We start from the raw sequence: 21,807 nt of genomic DNA on the forward strand, positions 1-21,807 counted from the left end.
ACATTTAACAGGCGCGCCCGCCGCGCCGGCAACTTAACAGGGAATATCGAGATGACAATGCGTTTCCGCCGCAAGGCACTGCTGCTTCCTCTGCTGGCGATCTCCGCTTCGGCTGCGGCAGCGGTTCCTCAGGTCACCGTTAGTGTCAACGACAAGCAGTGTGAGCCGATGAGCTTAACGGTCAAGGCCGGCAAGACTCAGTTCCTGATCAAAAACAACAGCCAGAAAGCGCTGGAGTGGGAAATCCTAAAGGGCGTGCTGGTGGTTGAAGAGCGTGAGAACATCGCGCCAGGCTTCAGTCAGAAGCTGACCGCCAATCTGGAAGCAGGCGAATATGAGATGACCTGTGGTCTGCTGAGCAATCCTAAAGGCAAGCTGATTGTTGAGGCGGGCGAGGGCACGGCGAAAAGCACCACGTCCGCGCGTATGCAGTTAGAAGGCCCGATCACCGCCTATAAAGCGTATGTGACGGATCAGGTGAATCAGCTGGTCAGTAACACCCAGGCGTTTACTGACGCTGTTAAAGCGGGTGATGTGGAAAAAGCCAAAACGCTGTTTGCGCCGACCCGTCAGTATTATGAGCGCATTGAGCCGATTGCTGAGCTTTTCTCCGATCTCGACGGCAGCATTGATGCCCGTGAAGATGACTACGAGAAGAAGGCAGCCGATCCTAAGTTCACCGGTTTCCACCGTCTGGAAAAAGCCCTGTTTGCGGATAACAGCACCAAAGGCATGGCGGACTACGCGGATAAGCTGAATAAAGATGTGAAAGATTTGCAGGTGCGCATCAGCGAACTGGCCTTCCCGCCAGCTAAAGTGGTTGGCGGCGCGGCCGGTCTGATTGAAGAAGTGGCCTCCAGCAAAATCTCCGGTGAGGAAGATCGCTACAGTCGTACCGACCTGTGGGACTTCCAGGCCAACATTGATGGCGCGCAGAAAATTGTTGAGCTGCTACGCCCGATGGTGAGCAAAGCGAACCCGCAGTTGCAGGCTAAGGTTGACGCTAACTTCAAAAAAGTCGATGCAATCCTGAGCAAGTACCGCACCAAAACCGGTTTTGAATCCTATGAGAAACTGACCAGCGCCGACCGTAACGCGCTGAAAGGACCGATCACCGCGCTGGCGGAAGATCTTTCGTTACTTCGTGGCACTTTGGGTCTGGATTAATCATGAGTCGTAAGGAAGATGACGCGCAGCCTGCGCGTCGTCGTTTACTGAAAGGTTTGGGTCTGCTGGGCGGCGCGGCGGCGATCGGCGGCGGTTGTCCGTTCCACGCCGCTGCTGCGGACAGCTTTTCGCCGGGTACGGTAACGCCGCAGGCGCGACAGCAGAGGCAGCCGTTTTACGGTCCACATCAGGCGGGCATCACGACGCCCCAGCAGGCATCGATGATGCTGGTGGCATTTGATCTGCTCAGTAGTGATAAAGCGGAACTGAAGCGTCTGTTCCAGCTACTGACCCAGCGTATCGCCTTTCTCACCACGGGAGGGCCGGCACCTGCGGTGACTAATCCGCAACTGCCGCCAATGGATTCCGGCATTCTTGGGGCGACTATCGCGCCTGATAATCTGACAATTACTGTGTCGGTCGGCCATTCGCTGTTTGATGAACGCTTCGGTTTAGCGCCTCACAAGCCGAAAAAATTGCAGCCGATGACGCGCTTCCCCAATGATTCGCTTGATGCCAGTCAGTGTCATGGCGATCTGCTGCTGCAGATTTGTGCTAACACGCAGGATACGGTGATTCATGCTCTGCGTGACATCATCAAGCATACGCCTGACCTGCTGGGTGTACGCTGGCGACGCGAAGGTTTTATCTCGGACCACGCGGCACGCAGTCAGGGGCAGGAGACGCCGATCAATCTGCTGGGTTTTAAAGATGGCACCGCCAACCCGGATACGCACAATCCTGCTCTTATGAACCAGTTGCTGTGGGTGACCGCCGATCAGGATGAGCCTGTCTGGGCGCGCAATGGCAGCTATCAGGCAGTACGACTTATTCGCTTTCACGTTGAAATGTGGGACCGCACCCCACTGGGTGAGCAGCAGACTATCTTTGGTCGCGAGAAGCTGAGCGGCGCGCCACTGGGCATGCAGCATGAACATGACGTGCCGGATTACGCGCGTGATCCGGATGGTGAGGTCATTGCACTGGATGCGCACATTCGTCTTGCGAACCCCCGCACACCTGAGACCGCCAGTAGCCTGATGCTGCGACGTGGCTACAGCTACTCTGCGGGTATCTCTGCATCCGGGCAGCTTGAGATGGGATTATTGTTCGTCTGCTACCAGCACGATCTGGAGCGTGGTTTTCTCACGGTGCAGCAGCGTCTCAACGGTGAAGCGCTGGAAGAATATATCCGTCCTTTTGGCGGTGGTTACTTTTTCGCTTTACCCGGAGTTGCCGACGCCAGCCATTATTTAGGACAGTCGCTACTGGAGGCTTGATTAATTTTTGAACAATGCGGGCGGGCCTGTCTCATGCCGCCCGCGGTTTACCACTTTCAGGTATTATTGGCTAAGTTTTTACTGAGATTTACCGGGTGCCGGGTGTATATAAAATATGGTAATTGACTGAAATGTAGAGATTTTACATTTTGCCTTAAAAGAAATACTTACCCGCGATTAGCAATTCCTTTGCCAGCAGGTAAAATTACTGTTGCAAAGGCCCAACAAAATGGTGCAATTTATTAAACAGGCGTAATCGTATGTGTTGATGTATCACACTGGAGTTCGCGAATGGGTCGAGTCTTTAATGGAAAGTCACTGTCACTAAATAAATTGCGCCTGACCGCGAGGGCAATTCTGCCTCGTTATTTCTCCCTTCCTTCAACCATTTCTTTTGTCTTATCGCATCCTGTTTTATCCGGTGTTCAGCCACGTCATTGTGTTGCTGCATACCCATTATCCTGTCCTGTCATGGCTCTAAAGGAAGCCAACTGAAACCTCTAAAGCGTTCACGTAATCGCAACGGGTTAACGACCTCGCGCGGGAAATGAAACCAACTGAAAGGTGCCACTATGGGAAGACAGAAAGCAGTGATCAAAGCGCGTCGTGAAGCAAGAAGAGTGCTTCGCAGTGACTCTCGAAGTCATCGTCAGCGCGAAGAAGAGTCGGTCACTTCGCTGGTGCATATGAGCGGACTGGATGCAATTGGCATGGCGCGTGATACGCGTGACCGGTTACCGATTGAGGCCCGTAATGAAGCTCAGGCGCACTATCTTAATGCCATAGGAACGAAACAGCTGATCTTCGCAACCGGTGAAGCCGGATGCGGTAAAACCTGGATCAGTGCTGCGAAAGCAGCTGAGGCCCTGATTAATAAGGATATCGACAGGATTATCGTTACGCGCCCGGTACTACAGGCAGATGAGGATCTGGGTTTCCTGCCCGGTGATATTTCTGAGAAATTCGCCCCTTATTTCCGCCCGGTTTATGACATTCTGGTTAAACGTCTTGGCGCATCATTTATGCAATATTGTCTGCGTCCGGAAATTGCCAAGGTAGAGATTGCGCCTTTCGCCTACATGCGAGGCCGCACTTTTGAAAATGCTGTGGTGATTCTGGATGAGGCGCAGAACGTGACCGCCGCGCAGATGAAAATGTTCCTGACCCGACTGGGCGAAAACGTCACAGTCATTGTTAACGGCGATATTACCCAGTGCGACTTGCCCGCTGGGGTGCCTTCCGGTCTCGCGGACGCGCTGGCGCGTTTTGAAGAGGACGAGATGGTTGGCATTGTGCGCTTTGGCAAAGAGGATTGTGTGCGTTCTGCGCTGTGTCAGCGCACCCTGCACGCGTATAGCTAGCGTTTGATTGAGTAGAAGTGTAGCGCCCAAACCCGGCTTCGGCCGGGTTTTCTTTTCAGGCAATCCCTCAACAGAATTCATTCTCATCTAATAAGTGATTTCACTCTCATTTTCCCATGAAACCGGTTGCATGAAATATCTCGCAGGATACCGTGAAACCGGTTGCATGGCAGGTTTCCAGATTGCCATGCAAATATTTTCACTTTTTCAGACGGTGTAGTCAGTGACAATGAAAGGGAAAAAATATGACAGGCATCAGGGATTACAATAAGTTAGCAAGCGATATTCTTCATGAAGTTGGTGGGCAAGAGAATATCCAAAGTTTTACCCGCTGCGCCACGCGTTTAAGGCTGGTGCTTGTTAAAACGCCCGCTGAGGCGAAGCGTAACGTGCAACGTCTGTCAGGTGTCATTGCCGTAGTTGAGAGTGGCGGGCAGTTTCAGGTTGTGATCGGTACCCATGTCGCCGATGTGTTTAATACAATGTCCGGCCTGGTTAAAGAGACAGGAACACCGAAACAGCTGGGAAAAACACGCAAACTGGATGCGGTCATTGCCACGATGTCGGCGGTATTTGCGCCTATTGTTTATATTCTTGCAGCGGCAGGTATCCTTCAGGGACTGCTGATTGTTCTGGGTTTGATTAATGTTGATATTAAAACAACCGGTACATTTGCTGTACTCAACTTCATGTCCTGGACGCCGTTTGCTTTTTTGCCCGTATTTATCGCGATTACGGCCGCACGGCATTTTAAATGTAACCCGTTTATTGCTGTCCTGTGTTGTTGTGCGTTAATTAGTCCGGACTGGACTTCGCTGGCAGCGCGCATTGCCGGGGGAGAAAGCATCAATTTCCTTTTCTTCCCGCTTTCTGAAACAGTTTATACCTCTTCAGTTTTACCTCCCTTGTTTCTGGTTTGGGCACTCTCCTGGCTTGAACATCGTGTAGTCAGGTGGTTACCAGAGGTCATCAGTCCGCTTTTTACCCCATTAATCTGCTTTGTGGTGATTGTGCCGCTGACTCTGATCGTTATTGGTCCGATTACCACATGGGCGGCTTTGGCGGTAGCAAATGGCTATAACGCATTGTTCCATGCTGCGCCCATGCTGGCCGCCGCGGTAATTGGAGGCATCTGGCAGATAATCGTTATTTTTGGCGTTCATTGGGGTATTACGCCCGTCATTATGGCGAACTTCGATACGCAGGGTCATGACTCCTTCCAGGCTTATCAGACTATCGCGGTTATCGGTCAGATGGCGGCAGTGTTAGGTGTCTTTCTGAAAACCCGCAACGCGCAGTTAAAAGCAACTTCGCTCTCTGCCGGCGTCACCGCTATTTTTGGCATCACTGAGCCGGCGATTTATGGCGTGACATTGCGCTTTAAAAAACCCTTTATCTGTGGCTGTATTGGCGGGGCAATTGGTGCCGTTGTTGCCAGCCTGTTCGGTAGCCTTTACTACGCGTATGCTGCACTGCCGGGTCTGTTTACGCTGGTTAATGCCATCAGTCCTGATGCGCCGATGTCGTTTATTGGTGAGCTTGCAGGTGCGGGTACGACAATAGTGCTGACTATTTTGATGGTGCAGTTTGTAGGCTTCGACGATCCCATCGATGAAGAAGAGTCTGCGCCTCTGGCATCCACCCCGCAGGCAACATCCACAGCGGCGAGTGGTCAGGCGATTGATATTCTTAGCCCGTTAAAAGGAGAGGTCCTCGCGCTGGAAAGTGTTACTGATGAGGTCTTTGCCGGTAAGGTGATGGGTGACGGTATCGCCATTAAGCCGGCCGCGGGAAAAGTGGTGGCACCCTGTAATGCGAGGGTGGAATCCCTGATCGCTTCCCATCATGCCATCGGGTTATTGTGTGATAATGGCGCCGAATTGCTGATCCATGTTGGATTAAATACGGTCGAGTTGCAGGGGCAATATTTCCGACCGTTGGTAAAAGAGGGGGATGTGGTTAAAGCAGGTACGCCACTTCTTGAATTCGACAAAGACTGCATTGAACGTGAAGGCTATGACCTGACAACACCCGTCCTGGTGGTGAATAGCGAAGACTTTATTTTAACAGAATATCAGTCTCAGGGTCCCATCGGGCCAGGGATGCCGCTGATGTCTATGACACAAAGAGAGGGGGCTGGGCGCGCACAGGTTAAATGACCCAGGTTTTAGTCGATACGATTAATGTGTATCTCACTTTACAGCCTGGTTCAGCCTGGGTGGTTTAAGCCATTCAATGATTGAGGTTCCTTAATGGTCACAATACAGGACATCGCCAGGGTGGCTGGTGTATCAAAAGCCACCGTATCGCGTGCGTTAAGTGGCAAGGTTTTTGTGCGGGAAGAGGTGAAAGCCAGAATTATGCAGGCTGTAGCTGATACGGGATATCGACCCAATCTGCTGGCACGAAATCTTTCTACTAACAAAACGCATTCGATTGGGCTGGTTATCACTAACGGATTGTACAACGGGCCGTTTTTTTCAAGCCTGGTTTATCAGGCGGCAACGCTCAGCGAGAAACAAAACCGTCAGTTGGTGCTCGCGGACGGTAAACACAGTGCTCAGGACGAGCGCAATGCGATTGACTTACTTATTGAGCTCCGTTGCGAAGCGATTATGCTCTACCCCAAGTATCTTTCAGTCACTGAGCTGGATGATATTGTCGATAAAATTCAGACGCCGATAGTGGTCATTAATCGTGAACTCATCAGAAATCGACGCCACTGTGTGTTCACCGACCATCAGCGCAGTAGTGAAGAGATGATGGCGCATCTGTTGGCGCATGGGCATACCCGGATTGCGTTTATATCGGGATGCAATGATTCACCGACAGGTGAGCGTCGTTTACAGGGCTATCGTAATGCACTACTGAACGCGGGGATCGACCCGGATCCGCAATTAGTGGTGCAGGGTAGCTGGAGCACAGAGAGTGGATACGACGCCGGACTCCAGCTATTAGCGCGCAATATTCCGTTCACCTGCGTGCTGGCGGCCAATGACGACATGGCCATTGGTGTGGCAAAAGCGTTTCAGGACGCGGGCAAAACTATACCTGGCGATATTTCACTTGCCGGGTTTGATGACTCAGTGATTGGAAAGTATTACACACCCTCTCTAACGACTGTTCGTGTGCCTATTGATGAAATGATACAGGATGCGATTAAGATTTTATTGCATCCCGATGAGAGCGTCCCGTCTTCTCATCAGGGAACGCTGGTAAGCCGGGATTCAGTGACGCCGCAGGCTGTGGCGGTGTAATGCTGGTGGCAGGCGCCAGGACTTGTGTCTGCCATGCGTTAATTTAAGGCTGTGACTTTGCATTTAAAGGTGTGCGGCTCTCACAATAACCGTCATTCAGGCTCTTCTTCAGAATGTGGCGGTGAGAGGGGGATTGATTCGCTGCGCTCACCCTTCGGGCAGCGTCGCAGGCTCCGCTGTCCAGCGGGCATGGCCCGTTGTCGAACCCCGGCGGGGGTTCTCATACCCCTCTCTCAGTGCAATATGCAAAAAAAAAAGCCTGAACAAACGTTCAGGCTCTTCTTCAGAATGTGGCGGTGAGAGGGGGATTGATTCGCTGCGCTCACCCTTCGGGCAGCGTCGCAGGCTCCGCTGTCCAGCGGGCTTTGCCCGTTGTCGAACCCCGGCGGGGGTTCTCATACCCCTCTCTCAGTGCAATATGCAAAAAAAAAAGCCTGAACAAACGTTCAGGCTCTTCTTCAGAATGTGGCGGTGAGAGGGGGATTCGAACCCCCGATACGTTGCCGTATACACACTTTCCAGGCGTGCTCCTTCAGCCACTCGGACACCTCACCACATTTACTTCGCCGACCGCGCTGGGTCAACGGGGCGGTACTATAGGGAGTCGGCTGAAAAGGGTCAAGCACTATTTTTCTCTTTTGATCTATTCGCTTAAGCTCTGAACGAATCGATTTACTGCGACATAAAACCGGGGATTTATGTCGCATATTTTGCTTCGTTAAAGGCTAAATCAGCTCTTCACCCGATTCGCGAAACTTTTGCGCAGTTTCTGCAGCTTCGGTGGGATTACCGCCATGCAGTAGCCGTTGCGCTGGCCCGCGCCTTCCCAGTAATCCTGATGATAGGCTTCGGCAGGGTACCACTCTTTCAGCGGCTCAATGGTGGTTACCACCGGCACATCATGGTCAGCCTGAGCACGGGCAATGGCGGCGCGCGCTTCTGCTTCCTGTTCTGCGTTGGCCGGGAAGATCGCCGAGCGATACTGGGTGCCGATATCATTGCCCTGACGGTTAAGCTGGGTCGGATCATGCGTCACAAAGCTGATATCCAGAAGATCGCCGTAGGTCACTTTCTCCGGGTCAAAGCCAATGCGGATGGCTTCTGCATGACCGGTTGCACCACTGCAGACCTGCTCATAAGTCGGATTAGGACGGGCACCACCGGTATAGCCACTTTCAACCGACTCTACGCCGATCACATCTTTAAACACCGCTTCGGTACACCAGAAACAGCCGCCGGCGATAACTGCATATTCGATAGCCATAATAATTTACTCCTGTCAGGTCGAAAGAGGTGAATGGGGGCGCGACAGACCGCTTTCAACTAGATCAGCATCTCCGGTTTAAAATCTCTGCTCCTGTCCACTATTTTCTCGCTCATCACGCTGAACCGGCCTTCGCCGGTGTAGTGCAGAGTCGTGGGATATTCCGGCTGCTCAGCAACATGGGCTTTCACGATCTCAAAAATAAACAGGTTGTAGTTAGCGACCATCGAATCGTCATAGAGCTGACACTCAAAGCTGGCAAAACATTCGGCAATCATCGGTGCGCCCACGACCTGAGCCGGTTCTGGCGTGAGGCCAAAAGCCTCGAACTTATCCAGCTGGTCGCCGTGACTGTTGCCAATCCCTACAACTTCATCAATCAGTGAGGCCGAAGGGATATTCAGCACGCATTGACCGCTATTGCGAATCAGCTCATGGCTGTGATTCATGCCGGCAATCACGCAGCCGACCAGGGAGGGCGAGAACTCCATCACGGTGTGCCAGCCGAGCGTCATGATGTCATGGTGATCTTTGTACTGTGAACTGAGCAGCAGCACCGGCCCGGGTTCAAGGTATTTACGGGCTTTACTGACCGGGAAAGCATATTTGTGCATGCGTTGGCTCATGACATAACTCCTTTAGCGTAAGGGTGCCATTAAGTGTAGAGCACCCGGCGCGGAGAGCAGGAGCCTCAATGGTCAGAAATGCGAGGTTGATAGCGGAGGGAAGAGCGCTGACATTTTACTGCAGTATCGCGACCTTAAGGTTTCCTTAATATGCAGTCGCGATACTTCCCGCTCTAAGTGAGGATAATATTATGAAAACTGTACCTGTCTCTCTTCCTGTTACTGCTTCACGTCCGATGAGTGAATATGCTGCATTGCTGATTGCCGCAGCCACCGTTGTTCTTTTCCTGTCAGCCTGGTTTACTGCTTAAAATTTAACGACGGCCCGACACCCGCTTCGGTCGCGACGATTCCCCAGGAAAAACTGAAACCGGTGTAGCTGGACGATACGGCTGACAATGCTCAGCCCAAGTCCGATACCGCCGTAACGACTGTCCATGCGGATAAATGCCTTACTCAGCTCGCCACTTTTACTCTCATCGATACCGGGTCCCTCATCTTCCACCACCAACATCAGGTCGGGAGCAGAGAGCAACTGCACACTGATCGTGCTGTTATCCGGGCTGTAGCGATGAGCATTCTCTACCAGGTTACGCAACAACATCTTCAGCAGCGTGGCATCACCGCGCACAAACTGCTCCTGCGGCAAATCAAGCAACAGCGTCTGCTGATGCGCCTCCAGCATGATACTCAGCTCCGCCTCCATCGGCAGGATCACATCTTCGATCAGCCCGACGTTCTGATAGGTACCAGAGGTAAACGACTGCCCGGCACGCGCCAGATTCAGCAACTGCGACACGCTGTGTGTCATTTGATCCAGGCGCTGCACCAGCGGCTGAACTTTGACATCGCTATTACGCTCAATTAATTCCAGATGCAGACGTAATCCCGCCAGCGGCGTTCGCAACTCATGCGCCACATCAGCAGTGAACAGCCGCTCGCGCTCGAGGCTGCTGTTCAGACGCGCGACCAGCTGATTGATCGCCTGGGTCACGGCATCGATCTCATGGACCTGACTGTAACAGGCGACAGGCTCGAGATTTTCTTCGCTGCGACTCTCCAGTTCACGCTGTAACTGATAAAGCGGCCGGGTAATCCATTTTACCGCCTGATAGCAAAGCAACAGCGTCAGAGTAATCATGACCAGACTAGGCACCGCCAGGCTGGCTACCGCTTCATGAATTTCACGTTTAACGTGACTGTCCATGTTACGTTTCTGCAACTGCGCTTCCACCAGAAACTGAATCTGCTCTTTACTCTCATGCCATAGCCAGATCACGCTGATGATCTGAAAGACCAGCAGAATCAGGCCGATAGCCAGAATGAGGCGAAAGCGCATACTACGGTGATCGAAACCTCTTATCATGTTGCCTCACGAACGCCATCCTGCGTTACCAGCGCATAACCGAAGCCACGCACGGTGCGAATCGCGCTTTTACCAATTTTGTCACGCAGATTATGGATATGTACTTCCAGCGTATTAGTAGAAGGCTCGGTCTCCCAGTTGTAAATATCCTGGTAGAGAATTTCACGGTGCACCGGATTTCCAGCCTTGAGCATCAGCCGTGACAGAATCGCAAACTCTTTAGGTGTCAGATCCAGCAGCACGTCATTAAGCATAATCTGGCGATGGGTCATATCCAGTGCCAGCGCACCCACTCTGACATGACTGTCGCCCTGATTAACATGGCGGCGGATCAATGCGCGGATACGCGCCAGCAGCTCATCCAGCGAAAACGGTTTAATCAGATAGTCGTCAGCACCCGCGTCGAGTCCGGCAATCCGCTCGTTGATGGTGTCGCGCGCGGTCAGAATCAGCACAGGTGTCATCTGCTTCTGGCGACGCAGTCGTATCAGAAAATGCAGGCCATCTTCATCCGGCAGGCCAAGGTCCAGCACCACCAGACTATAGAGGCCGCTGGCGAAGTGCGCTTCAGCGTCCCGCACGCGCGTCACGCCATCACAGACATAGCCTTCACCTTCCAGCGCCAGTATCAGACCCTGCAACAGCAGAGCATCATCTTCAACAATCAGTATCTTCATTAAGGTTGGCTCCGACACGACGTCAAAATATCATCCGCAGGCACATATTCGTGAGTCGCGGTGCCGGTTAATCCCAGCATGGTTGAAAACAGATTATCCTGTGAAAATTCGTCTGTCGCCGCCAGTTTATTCAGGCAACTGCGATTAACGGCATAGCGTTTCTGATAATCATCGGAAAGCCAGATCAGAAGCGGCACATGTTTCTGGGTATCCGGTGCAATAGCATAGGGCAGGCCATGCAGGTAAGCCCCGTTTTCACCCAGCGATTCGCCATGGTCTGACAGATAGACCAGGCTGGTGGTGAAGCGATCCTGATGCGCACGCAGTACGTTAATGGCTTTATCGACAATATGATCCACATTGACCAGCGTATTGTCATAAGTATTGATCAGCTGTTGCTGCGAACAGTCCTGTATCTGATTGGTATCACAGGTCGGTTCAAACTGACGGAACTGCGGCGGATAGCGATGGCTGTAAGTCGGACCATGACTGCCAATGGTGTGCAGCACGATCACCGCATTGCCTTTTAACTGACTGATGTATTCATCCAGACCGTGGAACAGCACGTCGTCATAACACTCACCCTCAATGCACATACCAGGCAGGTTCAGGCTGGTCATATCCTGATGTGGAACACGATCGCAGGCACCTTTACAGCCGCCATCGTTCTCATTCCACAACACGCTGATCCCGGCACGCTGAATGACATCGAGCAATCCTTCCTGGTGCGCGGCCAGCACATCATCATAATGTGCGCGCGGCATATTAGAGAACATGCAGGGCACGGAAACCGCCGTAGCGGTGCCGCACGAGGTGGTGTGCGGGAAATAGATCACATCATCTTTCGCCAGTAAGGGATTGGTAAGACGGCCATAACCGCCCAGCGAGAAGTTTTGCGCGCGTGAGGTTTCACCCAGCACCAGAATCGTCAGATTCGGCTTGCCGCTGCTGCGGCTGGGTTGCAGGTGGGCATCTTCACCGATACGAATCAGCGGCGCGTTCTGCAGCTGCTCGTGTTTATACCAGGAGAGCGTCGCCGCAATGCTGTTAGAAGGACTAAGCGCTTTAACCAGCTCGCGGTTGTTGCGAAATAGCGAGGCGTAATCTTTATAGAAGAGCAGGGCGACCAGCACGATCAGTGCGGCTGAGAGCAGCACGCTGAGCAGTCGCGCCAGCACGCCGCGCCACCGCTGCTTTTTGATTCGCGGCCAGAACACCAGCAACGCCATCAGCACCCCTGAGCTAAGCAGGGTCACGAGCAGCTTTGGCGTGATCAGCGCAAAGGATTCCGAAGCCGTGGTGTCCATCATGTTGGTGATCATCGAGCGATCGACCACGATGTTATAGGTCTGAATAAAATATTGTGCCGACGCGGAGAGCAGAATAAACAGCACGGCCAGCAGGCGATCCAGCCAGATAAACGAGGCCAGTGTAATCACGATATTAATGACGCTAAAGGCGACCAGCGGCATTGATAAAAACACCAGCGTCGTATGCAGGTCGTTCAGCGGCATTATCGTCAGCACCTGACGGTAATAGGCAATATTAAGGAAAATCGCGATGTAAACCGCAGCCAGAATCAACAACGTAAGGCGGCTGATTAGCGGCCTTTTAAGGGTTAACGCCATGTGAGCAGGAACCAAAGTAATAAAAGTGTCACGAGAATGCACTTTCAATATTAGGAATACCTTAAGAAACTTAAGGTTTGAATCTGGCTGGCTGGTGAGGCAGCGATACAACAACGGCCGCAGCGAACAGTGGATCGGCGAAGGCCCGTAAAGCTAAAAAAAACAGATGTGCAGTGCGCTGTTATGCTGTCTTAACCGCAGCGGCTGGCATGAAAACTGCATATTTCTGGCATAACCCCTGTTAATGACTACACTTAATGTGAAGATGTTCTCAGTTAGCCAGTATTGTCAGCAATGCGCTTGCAAGTTTGAGGAGTGTGACCTATTCAATCACCGCGTTTTATCCCTCAATCACCGTTTTATCAGAATTTCCCGCTTGCTGACCTGACTGCGTCAGGACATTCTTGTTTTAACTCAATGTTTTATTAAAATTCGATTTTCAGGAGAAGTAACGTGACTCAAGCGGCAGATACCCATGCCAGGTACCCGACATTAAGCAGCGGGCAATACGCCTTCTTTTTTGATGTCGACGGCACGCTGGCAGCGATACAGTCCCGTCCCGAAGCGGTATTTATTCCTGAGCAGGTCATTGCGCAACTGCAGCGACTGTCTGCACTCTCACAGGGTGCACTTGCGCTGGTTTCTGGCAGACCCATAGAACAACTTGATGCGCTGGCCGCGCCTCTGCACGGCCCGGCCGCGGGTGTGCATGGTGCTGAACGCCGTGATGCCGAGGGTAATCTGCATCGCATCAGCCTGCCAGCTGAGGTTGAGCAACCGCTCAGAACCGAACTGCAGGCGGCCATGGCCGCGTGGCCAGGCACTCAACTGGAGATCAAAGGCATGGCCTTTGCGCTTCATTATCGTCAGGCGATGCAGCATGAGCAGGATGTCATGCGACTGGCCGAACAGTCAGTAAAGCGTTTCCCGGGACTGGCGCTTCAGCCGGGAAAATGTGTGGTAGAAATCAAACCAGCAGGTATCGATAAAGGCGCCGCAATAGGCGACTTTATGCAGCAGTCCCCTTTTGCCGGACGTACGCCGGTCTTTATTGGCGACGATCTCACTGATGAGAAGGGCTTTCTGGCCGTCAACGAACGACAGGGCGTTTCTGTCAAAGTCGGCGAAGGGTTCAGCCAGGCCGATTATCGGCTAAGTGATATCGATGCGGTTTACGGCTGGCTGGAAAAAACATTATTACTATTAGAGCAAGACAACGTCGGTAAGGAGTTTAGGTTATGAGTCGTTTAGTGGTTGTTTCTAACCGTGTCGCCATGCCAGATGGGTCTAAAACCAGTGCTGGCGGCCTGGCCGTCGGCATTCTCGATGCTCTGAAAAGCACCGGTGGAATGTGGTTTGGCTGGAACGGTGAAATCAGCGAGTTCACTGGCGAGGAGGTAGAGGACGTCAAGGTTCAGGAACATGAAGGTATCGAATATGCCTCGTTCCCGCTGAGCCAAAACGATTACGATCTCTATTATTGTCAGTTCTCCAATACAGTGATCTGGCCTGCCTTCCATTATCGCCTCGACCTGGTGCAGTTCCAGCGTGAAGCGTGGGAAGGGTATTGCGACGTCAATGATTCGGTGGCGCAGCGTTTAAAACCGCTGATCAAGCCTGATGATATTGTCTGGATCCACGATTATCACTTTTTACCGTTTGCCGCCGCACTGCGTCGCGCAGGCATCAATAACCGCATCGGTTTCTTCCTGCATATTCCGTTCCCGACGCCTGAAATCTTTAACGCGCTGCCACCACACAAAGAGCTGCTGGAAATGCTGTGTGAGTATGACCTGCTGGGCTTCCAGACCGAATCCGATCGGGTGGCATTCCTTGACAGCGTCAGCCAGCTCACGCAGTTACAGAATAAGGGCGACAAAAAGCATCGTGCCTTTGGCAACACCTTTATGACGGAGGTGTATCCGATCGGGATTGAGCCAGACAGCATTAAAGAGATGGCCGAAGGACCGCTGCCGCCGAAAATGGCTGCCATGAAGAAAGAGCTTGGCGATGCGCGCAACATCATTGCCTGCGAACGTCTCGACTATTCCAAAGGTCTTCCGGAGCGTTTCCTGGCTTATGAAGCGCTGCTGGAAAACTTCCCGGAGCATCGCGGCAAGATCCGCTATTCGCAGATCGCCCCAACTTCGCGTGGCGATGTGCAGGCGTACCAGGATATCCGTCATCAGCTGGAGACCGAAGCAGGGCGCATCAACGGTAAGTACGGAACGCTGGGCTGGACCCCGCTCTACTATCTTAACCAGCATTTCGACCGTCGCCTGCTGATGAAGATCTTCCGCCTCACCGATGTCGGTCTGGTGACGCCGCTGCGTGATGGGATGAACCTGGTCGCCAAAGAGTATGTTGCTGCGCAGGACCCGGACGATCCAGGCGTACTGGTGCTGTCGCGCTTTGCCGGGGCAGCAAATGAGCTGACCTCAGCGCTGATAGTCAATCCTTATGACCGTGATGAAGTGGCCGCCGCACTGGACAAGGCGATTACCATGCCGCGTACCGAAAGGATTTCACGCTACAACGACATGATGGCGGTATTGCGTAAGAATGATATTACCGCATGGCGTGAAAGCTTCCTGAAAGACCTGGAACGCATCGACCCACGTAGCGTTGACCACAACACGGCCAACAAGGTTGCAACCTTCCCAAAACTGGCTTGATCTGAGTCCAGGTTAAGATGATAAAAGCAGCGATACCCGAGTCAGGGTTTCGCTGCTTTTTTTTGGTACCGCTCACAGAAAAGCCGCTCCGCATCTGTTAAGGACCGAATGTGGTAAGCACGCGTTAGTGCCTGCCGTGAGTGCGCAGAGTGGCTCGATTCCTGCAACCCCTGCGATCCCTGCAATGCCCACCATGTCCCGAACCCCGTCAGCACGGCCCCTGCCGCTTTATTTACCTTCTTTACTCAAGTTTTCCGACAGGCTGCCGATAGTGTTAGTGCCAACCTATAACTCCTCGTTAATTCATTCGACATTCTTATGTAACCCCTTGTTACATCGGATATCTCAGCCCGGACACATCCCTGCAACTGTTAACACCCGTTGTCAGAAAATTCGCGTACTGCCGTATAAACCTTAACGGTTTCATTACTTACCTTCTGCGATACTCCCGTTAAGTAACTAATTTAACAGCAATTACGCGCACCGCCTGCCAGCACAATCTTCTGATAACGCGTGTTTGGCTGGTTCTAAATAGGGTGTTAAAACGATTAACACCCAATATTCATTCCGGACTGCTCAAAGCGTCGAATAGCGATGATTTTACCCCCTATTAAACCTTTCTCAGGACCAATTGGACTTAAAATTGCTCTTTTTTGAGCAAAAAATGACCGGTCGGTAAGAAATCGTAAAGGGTTGCTGAAGAAATTTGCCTTAAAAGTGTGATCTACGTCACACTTTATCTAAAATTACGCGTCACTGTCGTTGTATGTCGAAATCAGACGATATAGATTTGCCTTGTTTTCGGATTAGTCCTAAAAAACGTAAGAAGATGTCACGGAAGATGTCCAGAACTCGAAAATAGAATGGCATGGATTTTCGACCTTCGGTGGGTCTGAAACCCACAAAAAACAGAAGGCGAAAACGGTGACATTAATTATATGTGAAGTTTTTTTTGCCATCTTTTGATTTAACAAACAGCAGCTCGAACCGCAGAGTTTTATCTGCGATACAGTTACGTCGCATCTCTCAGGATGGAAAAATAATGGGCACCTCTGAAGTACTGAAACATATTTACGATCTCAACTTGTCTTATTTACTGCTGGCACAGCGCTTAATTAACCAGGATAAAGCCTCAGCGATGTTTCGCCTCGGCATTGACGAGAAAATGGCGAACGCATTATCTGAATTAACATTGCCTGAAATGGTAAAAATGGCAGAAACCAATCAACTGGTTTGTCAATTTCGTTTTACCGACAGCAGCAGCATTAGTCGGCTGACGCAGGAATCTCGCGTGGATGATTTACAGCAAATCCATACCGGAATTCTATTATCCAGCCGTTTACTGCGTAATGCGTCTAAAGATGATGCGCCTGCTAAAAAGAGAGCAATGTCATGAGTGAGAAAAGTATTGTTCAGGAAGCACGTGATATTCAGCTCGCAATGGAGTTGATCACACTGGGTGCACGCTTACAGATGTTAGAGAGTGAAACCCAGCTCAGTCGTGGTCGTCTGATCAAGCTCTATAAAGAATTACGTGGCAGTCCGCCACCGAAAGGCATGCTGCCGTTCTCCACGGACTGGTTTATGACGTGGGAGCAGAACATCCATGCTTCGATGTTCTGTAACGCCTGGAAGTTTTTACTGAAAACTGGCCTGTGCAGCGGCGTAGATGCTGTGATCAAAGCTTACCGCCTGTATCTTGAACAGTGTCCTCAATCGGACGAGGGCCCACTGTTGGCGCTGACTCGAGCCTGGACCCTGGTCCGATTTGTTGATAGCGGTATGCTGGAACTGGCGGATTGTAAGAGCTGCAGCGGCAGCTTTATTAACCATGCGCATCAGCCGGTTGGCAGCTTTACCTGCAGCCTGTGCCAGCCGCCATCACGTGCCGTAAAAAGACGTAAACTTTCTGCAGAACCTGCCGATATATTTCCACAACTGCTGGATGAACAGGTTAAACACGCCGTTTAAATTTGTTCGCATTGTGGAAGCCATCCAGCAGCGGTTAATACCGCTGCTTTTTTTTTGCTTGCGGTTCAGGAATAGCACCTGCAGCTCTCTGGCTTAACTTCCACCAACACGTTACGGACGTAAGGATTTTTTGTGCTGATAATTATAGGTTACCTGATTGTTTTAGGCTCCGTGTTGGGCGGATATGCGCTGGTAGGTGGCCATCTGGGCGCGCTTTATCAGCCTGCTGAATTATTAATGATCGGCGGTGCCGGTGCGGGTGCTTTTTTAGTCGGCAACAATGGCAAGTCGATTAAAAAAACGCTGAAAGCGCTGCCTAAATTATTTCGCGGCTCCAAATACAATAAAGCCGTTTACATGGATTTAATGGCGCTGCTTTATCGCCTGATGGCGAAGTCGCGCCAGCAGGGGATGTTGTCGCTGGAACGGGATATTGAAGATCCGAGCCAGAGTGAAATTTTTGCTAATTATCCCCGTATTCTTGCCGATAAACAGTTAGTCGATTTTATCACTGACTATTTACGTCTGATGGTGAGCGGCAACATGAACGCCTTTGAAATCGAAGCGTTGATGGATGAAGAGATAGAGACCTACGAACATGAGTGTGACGTACCAGCGCAAAGTATTGCTGCAGTCGGTGATGGTCTTCCTGCATTCGGTATCGTCGCAGCAGTAATGGGCGTGGTTCACGCACTGGCTTCTGCTGACCGTCCGGCCGCTGAGCTGGGTGCGCTGGTCGCGCATGCGATGGTGGGGACGTTCCTGGGCATTTTGCTGGCGTACGGGTTTGTCTCCCCGCTGTCGTCAGTATTGCGTCAGAAGTGTGCGGAAACCACCAAGATGATGCAGTGCATTAAAGTGACATTGCTGTCGAGCCTGAATGGTTACGCGCCGCAAATCGCAGTGGAGTTTGGTCGTAAAACACTTTATTCCGCCGAGCGCCCATCGTTCAGCGAACTGGAAGAGCACGTGCGTAACGCTAAGAACCCGGCTAAACAGACGTCAGACGAGGCTTCATGAAACACGGCAATCGCCCAATTGTGCTGATCAAAAAGCGCAAACATAAAGGCCATGAAGGCAGCCACGGATCGTGGAAGATTGCCTACGCCGACTTTATGACGGCGATGATGGCCTTTTTTATGGTGATGTGGCTGCTCTCTATCGCCAACCCGCAGGAGCTGGTGCAGATTGCAGACTACTTTAAAACACCTCTTAAAGTTGCGATTACCGGTGGTCAACGCAGCAGCGACAGTACCAGTCCAATCCCTGGCGGCGGTGACGATCCGACGAAAAAGATTGGTGAAGTTAATAAAGTTGTCGATATGGATGCCCAGAAACGCAAGCTGGATGAGATTCGTCTTAACCGTTTGCGTGAAAAGCTCGACCAGCTAATCGAAGCGGATCCGCGCCTTAAAACGCTGCGCCCGCATCTGATCATCAACATGGTGGAAGAGGGGCTGCGTATTCAGATTATTGATAGTCAGAATCGCCCGATGTTTAAAACCGGTCGGGCCGAGGTGGAGCCTTATATGCGCGATATCCTGCGTGCAATAGCGCCCATCCTTAATGACATCCCGAACCGCATCAGCCTGGCCGGACATACCGACGATTTTCAGTATGCCAGCGGTGATAAAGGCTACAGCAACTGGGAACTGTCGGCTGACCGTGCGAACGCCTCACGCCGTGAACTGGTTATTGGCGGCCTGGACAGTGGCAAGATTTTACGGGTGTTAGGCATGGCCGACACCATGAGCCTGAAAAATCGTGGCGGGAATGATGCAGTAAACCGCCGCATTAGCCTGCTGGTGTTGAACCACGACACCGAAGCGGCAATTGAAAAAGAGAACGCAGAAAGTGATGCCGTCCAGATCAGCGATCCGGCGGCGATTGAACAGATTACCGCACCTGCAACACCAGGCAGCGCGGTGAATACAGCAGCCCCCTCACAGCCGAGGTGATTCCCGTGAGTATGGACATCAGCGATTTTTACCAGACGTTTTTTGATGAAGCCGATGAGCTATTAGCGGATATGGAACAACACCTGTTGGGTCTGGACCCACAGGAGCCAGATTCGGAACAGCTTAACGCCATCTTCCGTGCCGCTCACTCCATAAAGGGTGGGGCCGGAACCTTTGGTTTTACGGTATTGCAGGAAACGACTCATATCCTGGAAAACATTCTGGATGGTGCTCGTCGCGGCGAGATGCAGCTCAGCACCGACATCATCAACCTGTTTTTGGAAACCAAAGATATTATGCAGGAACAGCTCGATGCTTATAAAACCGCGCAGGAGCCTAACGCGGAGAGCTTCAAATATATCTGTGAAGCGCTGCGCCAGCTGGCGTTAGAGGCCAAAGGTCTGCCGGTTGAAGCACCGGCCAGTGTTGCCACTGCCAGCGCAGAGCCCGCCAGCACCAGCGGCCTGCGTGTACAGCTGATCGATCTCAAAGAGAAAGAGGTCGATTTGATGCTGGAAGAGATGAGTAATCTGGGCACGCTGACCAATGTGCAGAAGGGCAGCAACATGCTGGACGTCTGCATTGATGGCGTCGGTAAAGATGACATCGTGGCGGTGCTCTGTTTCGTCATTGACGAAGCGCAAATTCGCTTCCCGGCAGCTGATGACGCTGTTGCTGAGCCGGTTGCCGTCGCCGCTCCCGCCGCACCTGTGGTGGAAGAGGTTCACACCGCGACCGTCACCGAACTGCCTGTGGCAGCGGCGAAGCGTGAAACTAAGCGCGCTGCAGCGCCGGCTAAATCAAGCGAATCCACCAGCATCCGCGTAGCCGTGGAGAAAGTCGATCAGCTGATCAACCTGGTGGGCGAACTGGTGATTACCCAGTCAATGCTCGCCCAGCGTTCCGGCGAACTCGATCCGGTGGCGCACGGCGACCTGCTGAACAGCATGGGTCAGCTGGAGCGTAACGCCCGCGATCTGCAGGAATCGGTGATGTCGATTCGTATGATGCCAATGGAATATGTCTTCAGCCGCTTCCCGCGTCTGGTGCGTGACCTGGCAAGCAAACTTGGCAAAGAGGTCGAACTGACATTGCTGGGCAGTTCAACCGAACTCGATAAGAGCCTGATTGAACGCATCATTGATCCATTAACACACCTGGTGCGTAACAGTCTTGACCACGGTATCGAAACGCCAGAGAAACGCCTTGTCGCCGGTAAAGTGGCAACCGGTAACCTGACGCTTTCAGCGGAACATCAGGGTGGCAACATCTGCATCGAAGTCTCTGATGATGGTGCCGGTCTGAACCGTGAACGTATTCTTGCAAAAGCACTGTCATCGGGCCTGCCAGTCCATGAGAACATGAGCGACGAAGAGGTCGGCATGTTGATTTTCGCACCAGGCTTCTCTACAGCGGAGCAGGTGACGGATGTTTCAGGACGCGGCGTCGGTATGGACGTGGTGAAACGAAATATTCAGGAGATGGGCGGTCACGTTGAAATCGCCTCGAAGCAGGGCAAAGGCACGACCATTCGTATTCTGCTGCCGCTGACGCTGGCCATCCTTGATGGCATGTCCGTTCGCGTCGCCAATGAAGTCTTTATTCTGCCGCTGAATGCGGTGATGGAGTCGCTGCAACCGCGTGCCGAAGATCTCAAACCGATGGCCGGTGGCGAGTGCGTACTGGAAGTCCGTGGTGAATATCTGCCACTGGTTGAGTTGTGGAACGTCTTTGATGTGCAGGATGCTAAAACCGAAGCCACTCAGGGCATCGTGGTGATCCTGCAAAGCGCGGGCAAACGCTATGCGCTGCTGGTCGATCAGCTGATTGGTCAACATCAGGTGGTGGTGAAGAACCTGGAAAGTAACTATCGCAAAGTGCCGGGCATCTCTGCTGCCACCATTCTTGGCGATGGTAGCGTAGCGCTGATTGTCGATGTTTCAGCACTGCAATCACTTAACCGTGAAAAACGTGTGGCTGGCGCTGCCGCCTGATTGATAACGAAAGGGTAAATAACATGAATGGAATGGCAACCGTGACAAAAATTGCTGGCGAAACTGTGGGTCAGGAGTTTCTGGTCTTCACGCTGGGCGACGAAGAATACGGCATCGATATCCTCAAAGTTCAGGAAATTCGCGGTTACGATCAGGTAACACGTATTGCGAATACCCCTGATTTTATCCGCGGAGTGACTAACCTGCGCGGTGTCATCGTGCCCATTATCGATCTGCGCGTGAAGTTTGCGCAGCCCGATGTTGAGTACAATGAAAACACTGTGGTTATCGTGCTGAATCTGGAAAATCGTGTGGTTGGTATTGTGGTTGACGGCGTTTCTGACGTGCTGTCGCTGACTCAGGATCAGATCCGACCTTCACCGGAGTTTGCGGTGACCATGTCGACCGAGTACATGACCGGTCTGGGTGCACTGGGCGATCGCATGCTGATTCTGGTCGACATCGAAAAGCTGCTGAGCAGCGACGAGATGGCGCTGGTTGATAATCTGCGTAGCGCGTAATCGAATCTTCACGGGCCAGTTATGGCTGGCCCGTGATAATTACTTCATGTGATAATCCCTTT

General features: G+C 52.1%; 18 protein-coding genes, 1 tRNA gene and 2 other RNA genes. 13 read left to right on the forward strand and 8 right to left on the reverse strand.

What is annotated here, in order from left to right; all coding sequences use genetic code 11:
* The first annotated feature begins 51 nt into the window (after window positions 1-51).
* The 5 genes from efeO (at window position 52) to NP77_RS09980 (ending at window position 7,065) form a co-directional block, all read left to right on the forward strand.
* Window positions 52-1,167, forward strand: a complete 1,116-nt coding sequence (efeO, locus tag NP77_RS09960; RefSeq protein ID WP_003852286.1) for an iron uptake system protein EfeO — start codon at window positions 52-54, stop codon at window positions 1,165-1,167.
* Window positions 1,168-1,169: 2 nt separating this feature from the next.
* Window positions 1,170-2,447 carry an iron uptake transporter deferrochelatase/peroxidase subunit gene (gene efeB, locus NP77_RS09965; RefSeq protein WP_039660012.1) on the forward strand — a complete coding sequence of 426 codons (1,278 nt, stop codon included), beginning with the start codon at window positions 1,170-1,172 and terminating at the stop codon, window positions 2,445-2,447.
* A 572-nt stretch (window positions 2,448-3,019) separates the two neighbouring features.
* A complete protein-coding gene (phoH, locus tag NP77_RS09970) occupies window positions 3,020-3,808 on the forward strand; it encodes a phosphate starvation-inducible protein PhoH (protein ID WP_003852284.1) in 789 nt (262 codons plus the stop codon).
* 245 nt (window positions 3,809-4,053) lie between these two features.
* Window positions 4,054-5,967 (forward strand): beta-glucoside-specific PTS transporter subunit IIABC, encoded by a 1,914-nt coding sequence (locus NP77_RS09975; RefSeq protein ID WP_039660013.1) that lies wholly within the window; start codon window positions 4,054-4,056, stop codon window positions 5,965-5,967.
* A gap of 93 nt (window positions 5,968-6,060) precedes the next feature.
* A complete protein-coding gene (locus NP77_RS09980; RefSeq protein ID WP_039660015.1) occupies window positions 6,061-7,065 on the forward strand; it encodes a LacI family DNA-binding transcriptional regulator in 1,005 nt (334 codons plus the stop codon).
* Window positions 7,066-7,181: 116 nt separating this feature from the next.
* Here NP77_RS09980 and NP77_RS22895 read toward each other — a convergent pair.
* The 8 genes from NP77_RS22895 to eptA all read right to left on the reverse strand — a co-directional run bounded on the left by NP77_RS22895 (window position 7,182) and on the right by eptA (window position 12,626).
* A non-coding RNA gene (locus tag NP77_RS22895) (RtT sRNA) lies at window positions 7,182-7,310 on the reverse strand.
* Window positions 7,311-7,356: 46 nt separating this feature from the next.
* A non-coding RNA gene (locus NP77_RS22900) (RtT sRNA) lies at window positions 7,357-7,485 on the reverse strand.
* Between the two features lie 46 nt (window positions 7,486-7,531).
* Window positions 7,532-7,619, reverse strand: a tRNA-Ser gene (locus tag NP77_RS09985).
* A gap of 176 nt (window positions 7,620-7,795) precedes the next feature.
* Entirely contained in the window at window positions 7,796-8,329 is a 534-nt protein-coding gene (gene msrA / locus NP77_RS09990) for a peptide-methionine (S)-S-oxide reductase MsrA (RefSeq protein WP_003849120.1), read from the reverse strand.
* Between the two features lie 59 nt (window positions 8,330-8,388).
* A complete protein-coding gene (locus NP77_RS09995) occupies window positions 8,389-8,955 on the reverse strand; it encodes a flavin reductase family protein (RefSeq protein WP_181162200.1) in 567 nt (188 codons plus the stop codon).
* A gap of 307 nt (window positions 8,956-9,262) precedes the next feature.
* Window positions 9,263-10,321 (reverse strand): two-component system sensor histidine kinase PmrB, encoded by a 1,059-nt coding sequence (gene pmrB / locus NP77_RS10000; RefSeq protein ID WP_008925381.1) that lies wholly within the window; start codon window positions 10,319-10,321, stop codon window positions 9,263-9,265.
* Window positions 10,318-10,998, reverse strand: a complete 681-nt coding sequence (gene pmrA, locus NP77_RS10005) for a two-component system response regulator PmrA (protein WP_003849128.1) — start codon at window positions 10,996-10,998, stop codon at window positions 10,318-10,320. The genes pmrB and pmrA overlap by 4 nt, the downstream gene beginning before the upstream one ends.
* Window positions 10,998-12,626: a phosphoethanolamine transferase EptA gene (eptA, locus tag NP77_RS10010; protein ID WP_039660016.1), complete on the reverse strand. Its 1,629-nt coding sequence runs from the start codon at window positions 12,624-12,626 to the stop codon at window positions 10,998-11,000. Before eptA ends, pmrA begins: the two co-directional genes overlap by 1 nt.
* Before the next feature lie 453 nt (window positions 12,627-13,079).
* Between eptA and otsB the strand changes: the two genes are divergently transcribed.
* The 8 genes from otsB (at window position 13,080) to cheW (ending at window position 21,745) form a co-directional block, all read left to right on the forward strand.
* Entirely contained in the window at window positions 13,080-13,868 is a 789-nt protein-coding gene (otsB, locus tag NP77_RS10015; protein ID WP_039660018.1) for a trehalose-phosphatase, read from the forward strand.
* Window positions 13,865-15,301, forward strand: coding sequence for an alpha,alpha-trehalose-phosphate synthase (gene otsA, locus NP77_RS10020; RefSeq protein ID WP_003849133.1), 1,437 nt, complete (start codon window positions 13,865-13,867; stop codon window positions 15,299-15,301). Before otsB ends, otsA begins: the two co-directional genes overlap by 4 nt.
* A gap of 1,042 nt (window positions 15,302-16,343) precedes the next feature.
* Entirely contained in the window at window positions 16,344-16,697 is a 354-nt protein-coding gene (gene flhD, locus NP77_RS10025; RefSeq protein ID WP_003849135.1) for a flagellar transcriptional regulator FlhD, read from the forward strand.
* On the forward strand, window positions 16,694-17,272 hold the full coding sequence (gene flhC / locus NP77_RS10030; RefSeq protein ID WP_003849136.1) for a flagellar transcriptional regulator FlhC: 579 nt from the start codon (window positions 16,694-16,696) through the stop codon (window positions 17,270-17,272). The genes flhD and flhC overlap by 4 nt, the downstream gene beginning before the upstream one ends.
* Window positions 17,273-17,404: 132 nt before the next feature.
* On the forward strand, window positions 17,405-18,292 hold the full coding sequence (gene motA, locus NP77_RS10035) for a flagellar motor stator protein MotA (RefSeq protein ID WP_003849139.1): 888 nt from the start codon (window positions 17,405-17,407) through the stop codon (window positions 18,290-18,292).
* Window positions 18,289-19,230, forward strand: coding sequence for a flagellar motor protein MotB (motB, locus tag NP77_RS10040; RefSeq protein ID WP_003849141.1), 942 nt, complete (start codon window positions 18,289-18,291; stop codon window positions 19,228-19,230). The genes motA and motB overlap by 4 nt, the downstream gene beginning before the upstream one ends.
* Window positions 19,231-19,241: 11 nt before the next feature.
* A complete protein-coding gene (gene cheA / locus NP77_RS10045) occupies window positions 19,242-21,224 on the forward strand; it encodes a chemotaxis protein CheA (protein WP_003849143.1) in 1,983 nt (660 codons plus the stop codon).
* Between the two features lie 23 nt (window positions 21,225-21,247).
* The gene (gene cheW, locus NP77_RS10050) at window positions 21,248-21,745 is read left to right on the forward strand and encodes a chemotaxis protein CheW (RefSeq protein WP_003849145.1); all 498 of its coding nucleotides are present in this window, start codon (window positions 21,248-21,250) and stop codon (window positions 21,743-21,745) included.
* The last annotated feature ends 62 nt before the right edge of the window (window positions 21,746-21,807 follow it).

The organism is Pantoea sp. MBLJ3 (assembly GCF_000816655.1).
Taxonomy (GTDB): Bacteria; Pseudomonadota; Gammaproteobacteria; order Enterobacterales; family Enterobacteriaceae; genus Pantoea; species Pantoea eucalypti.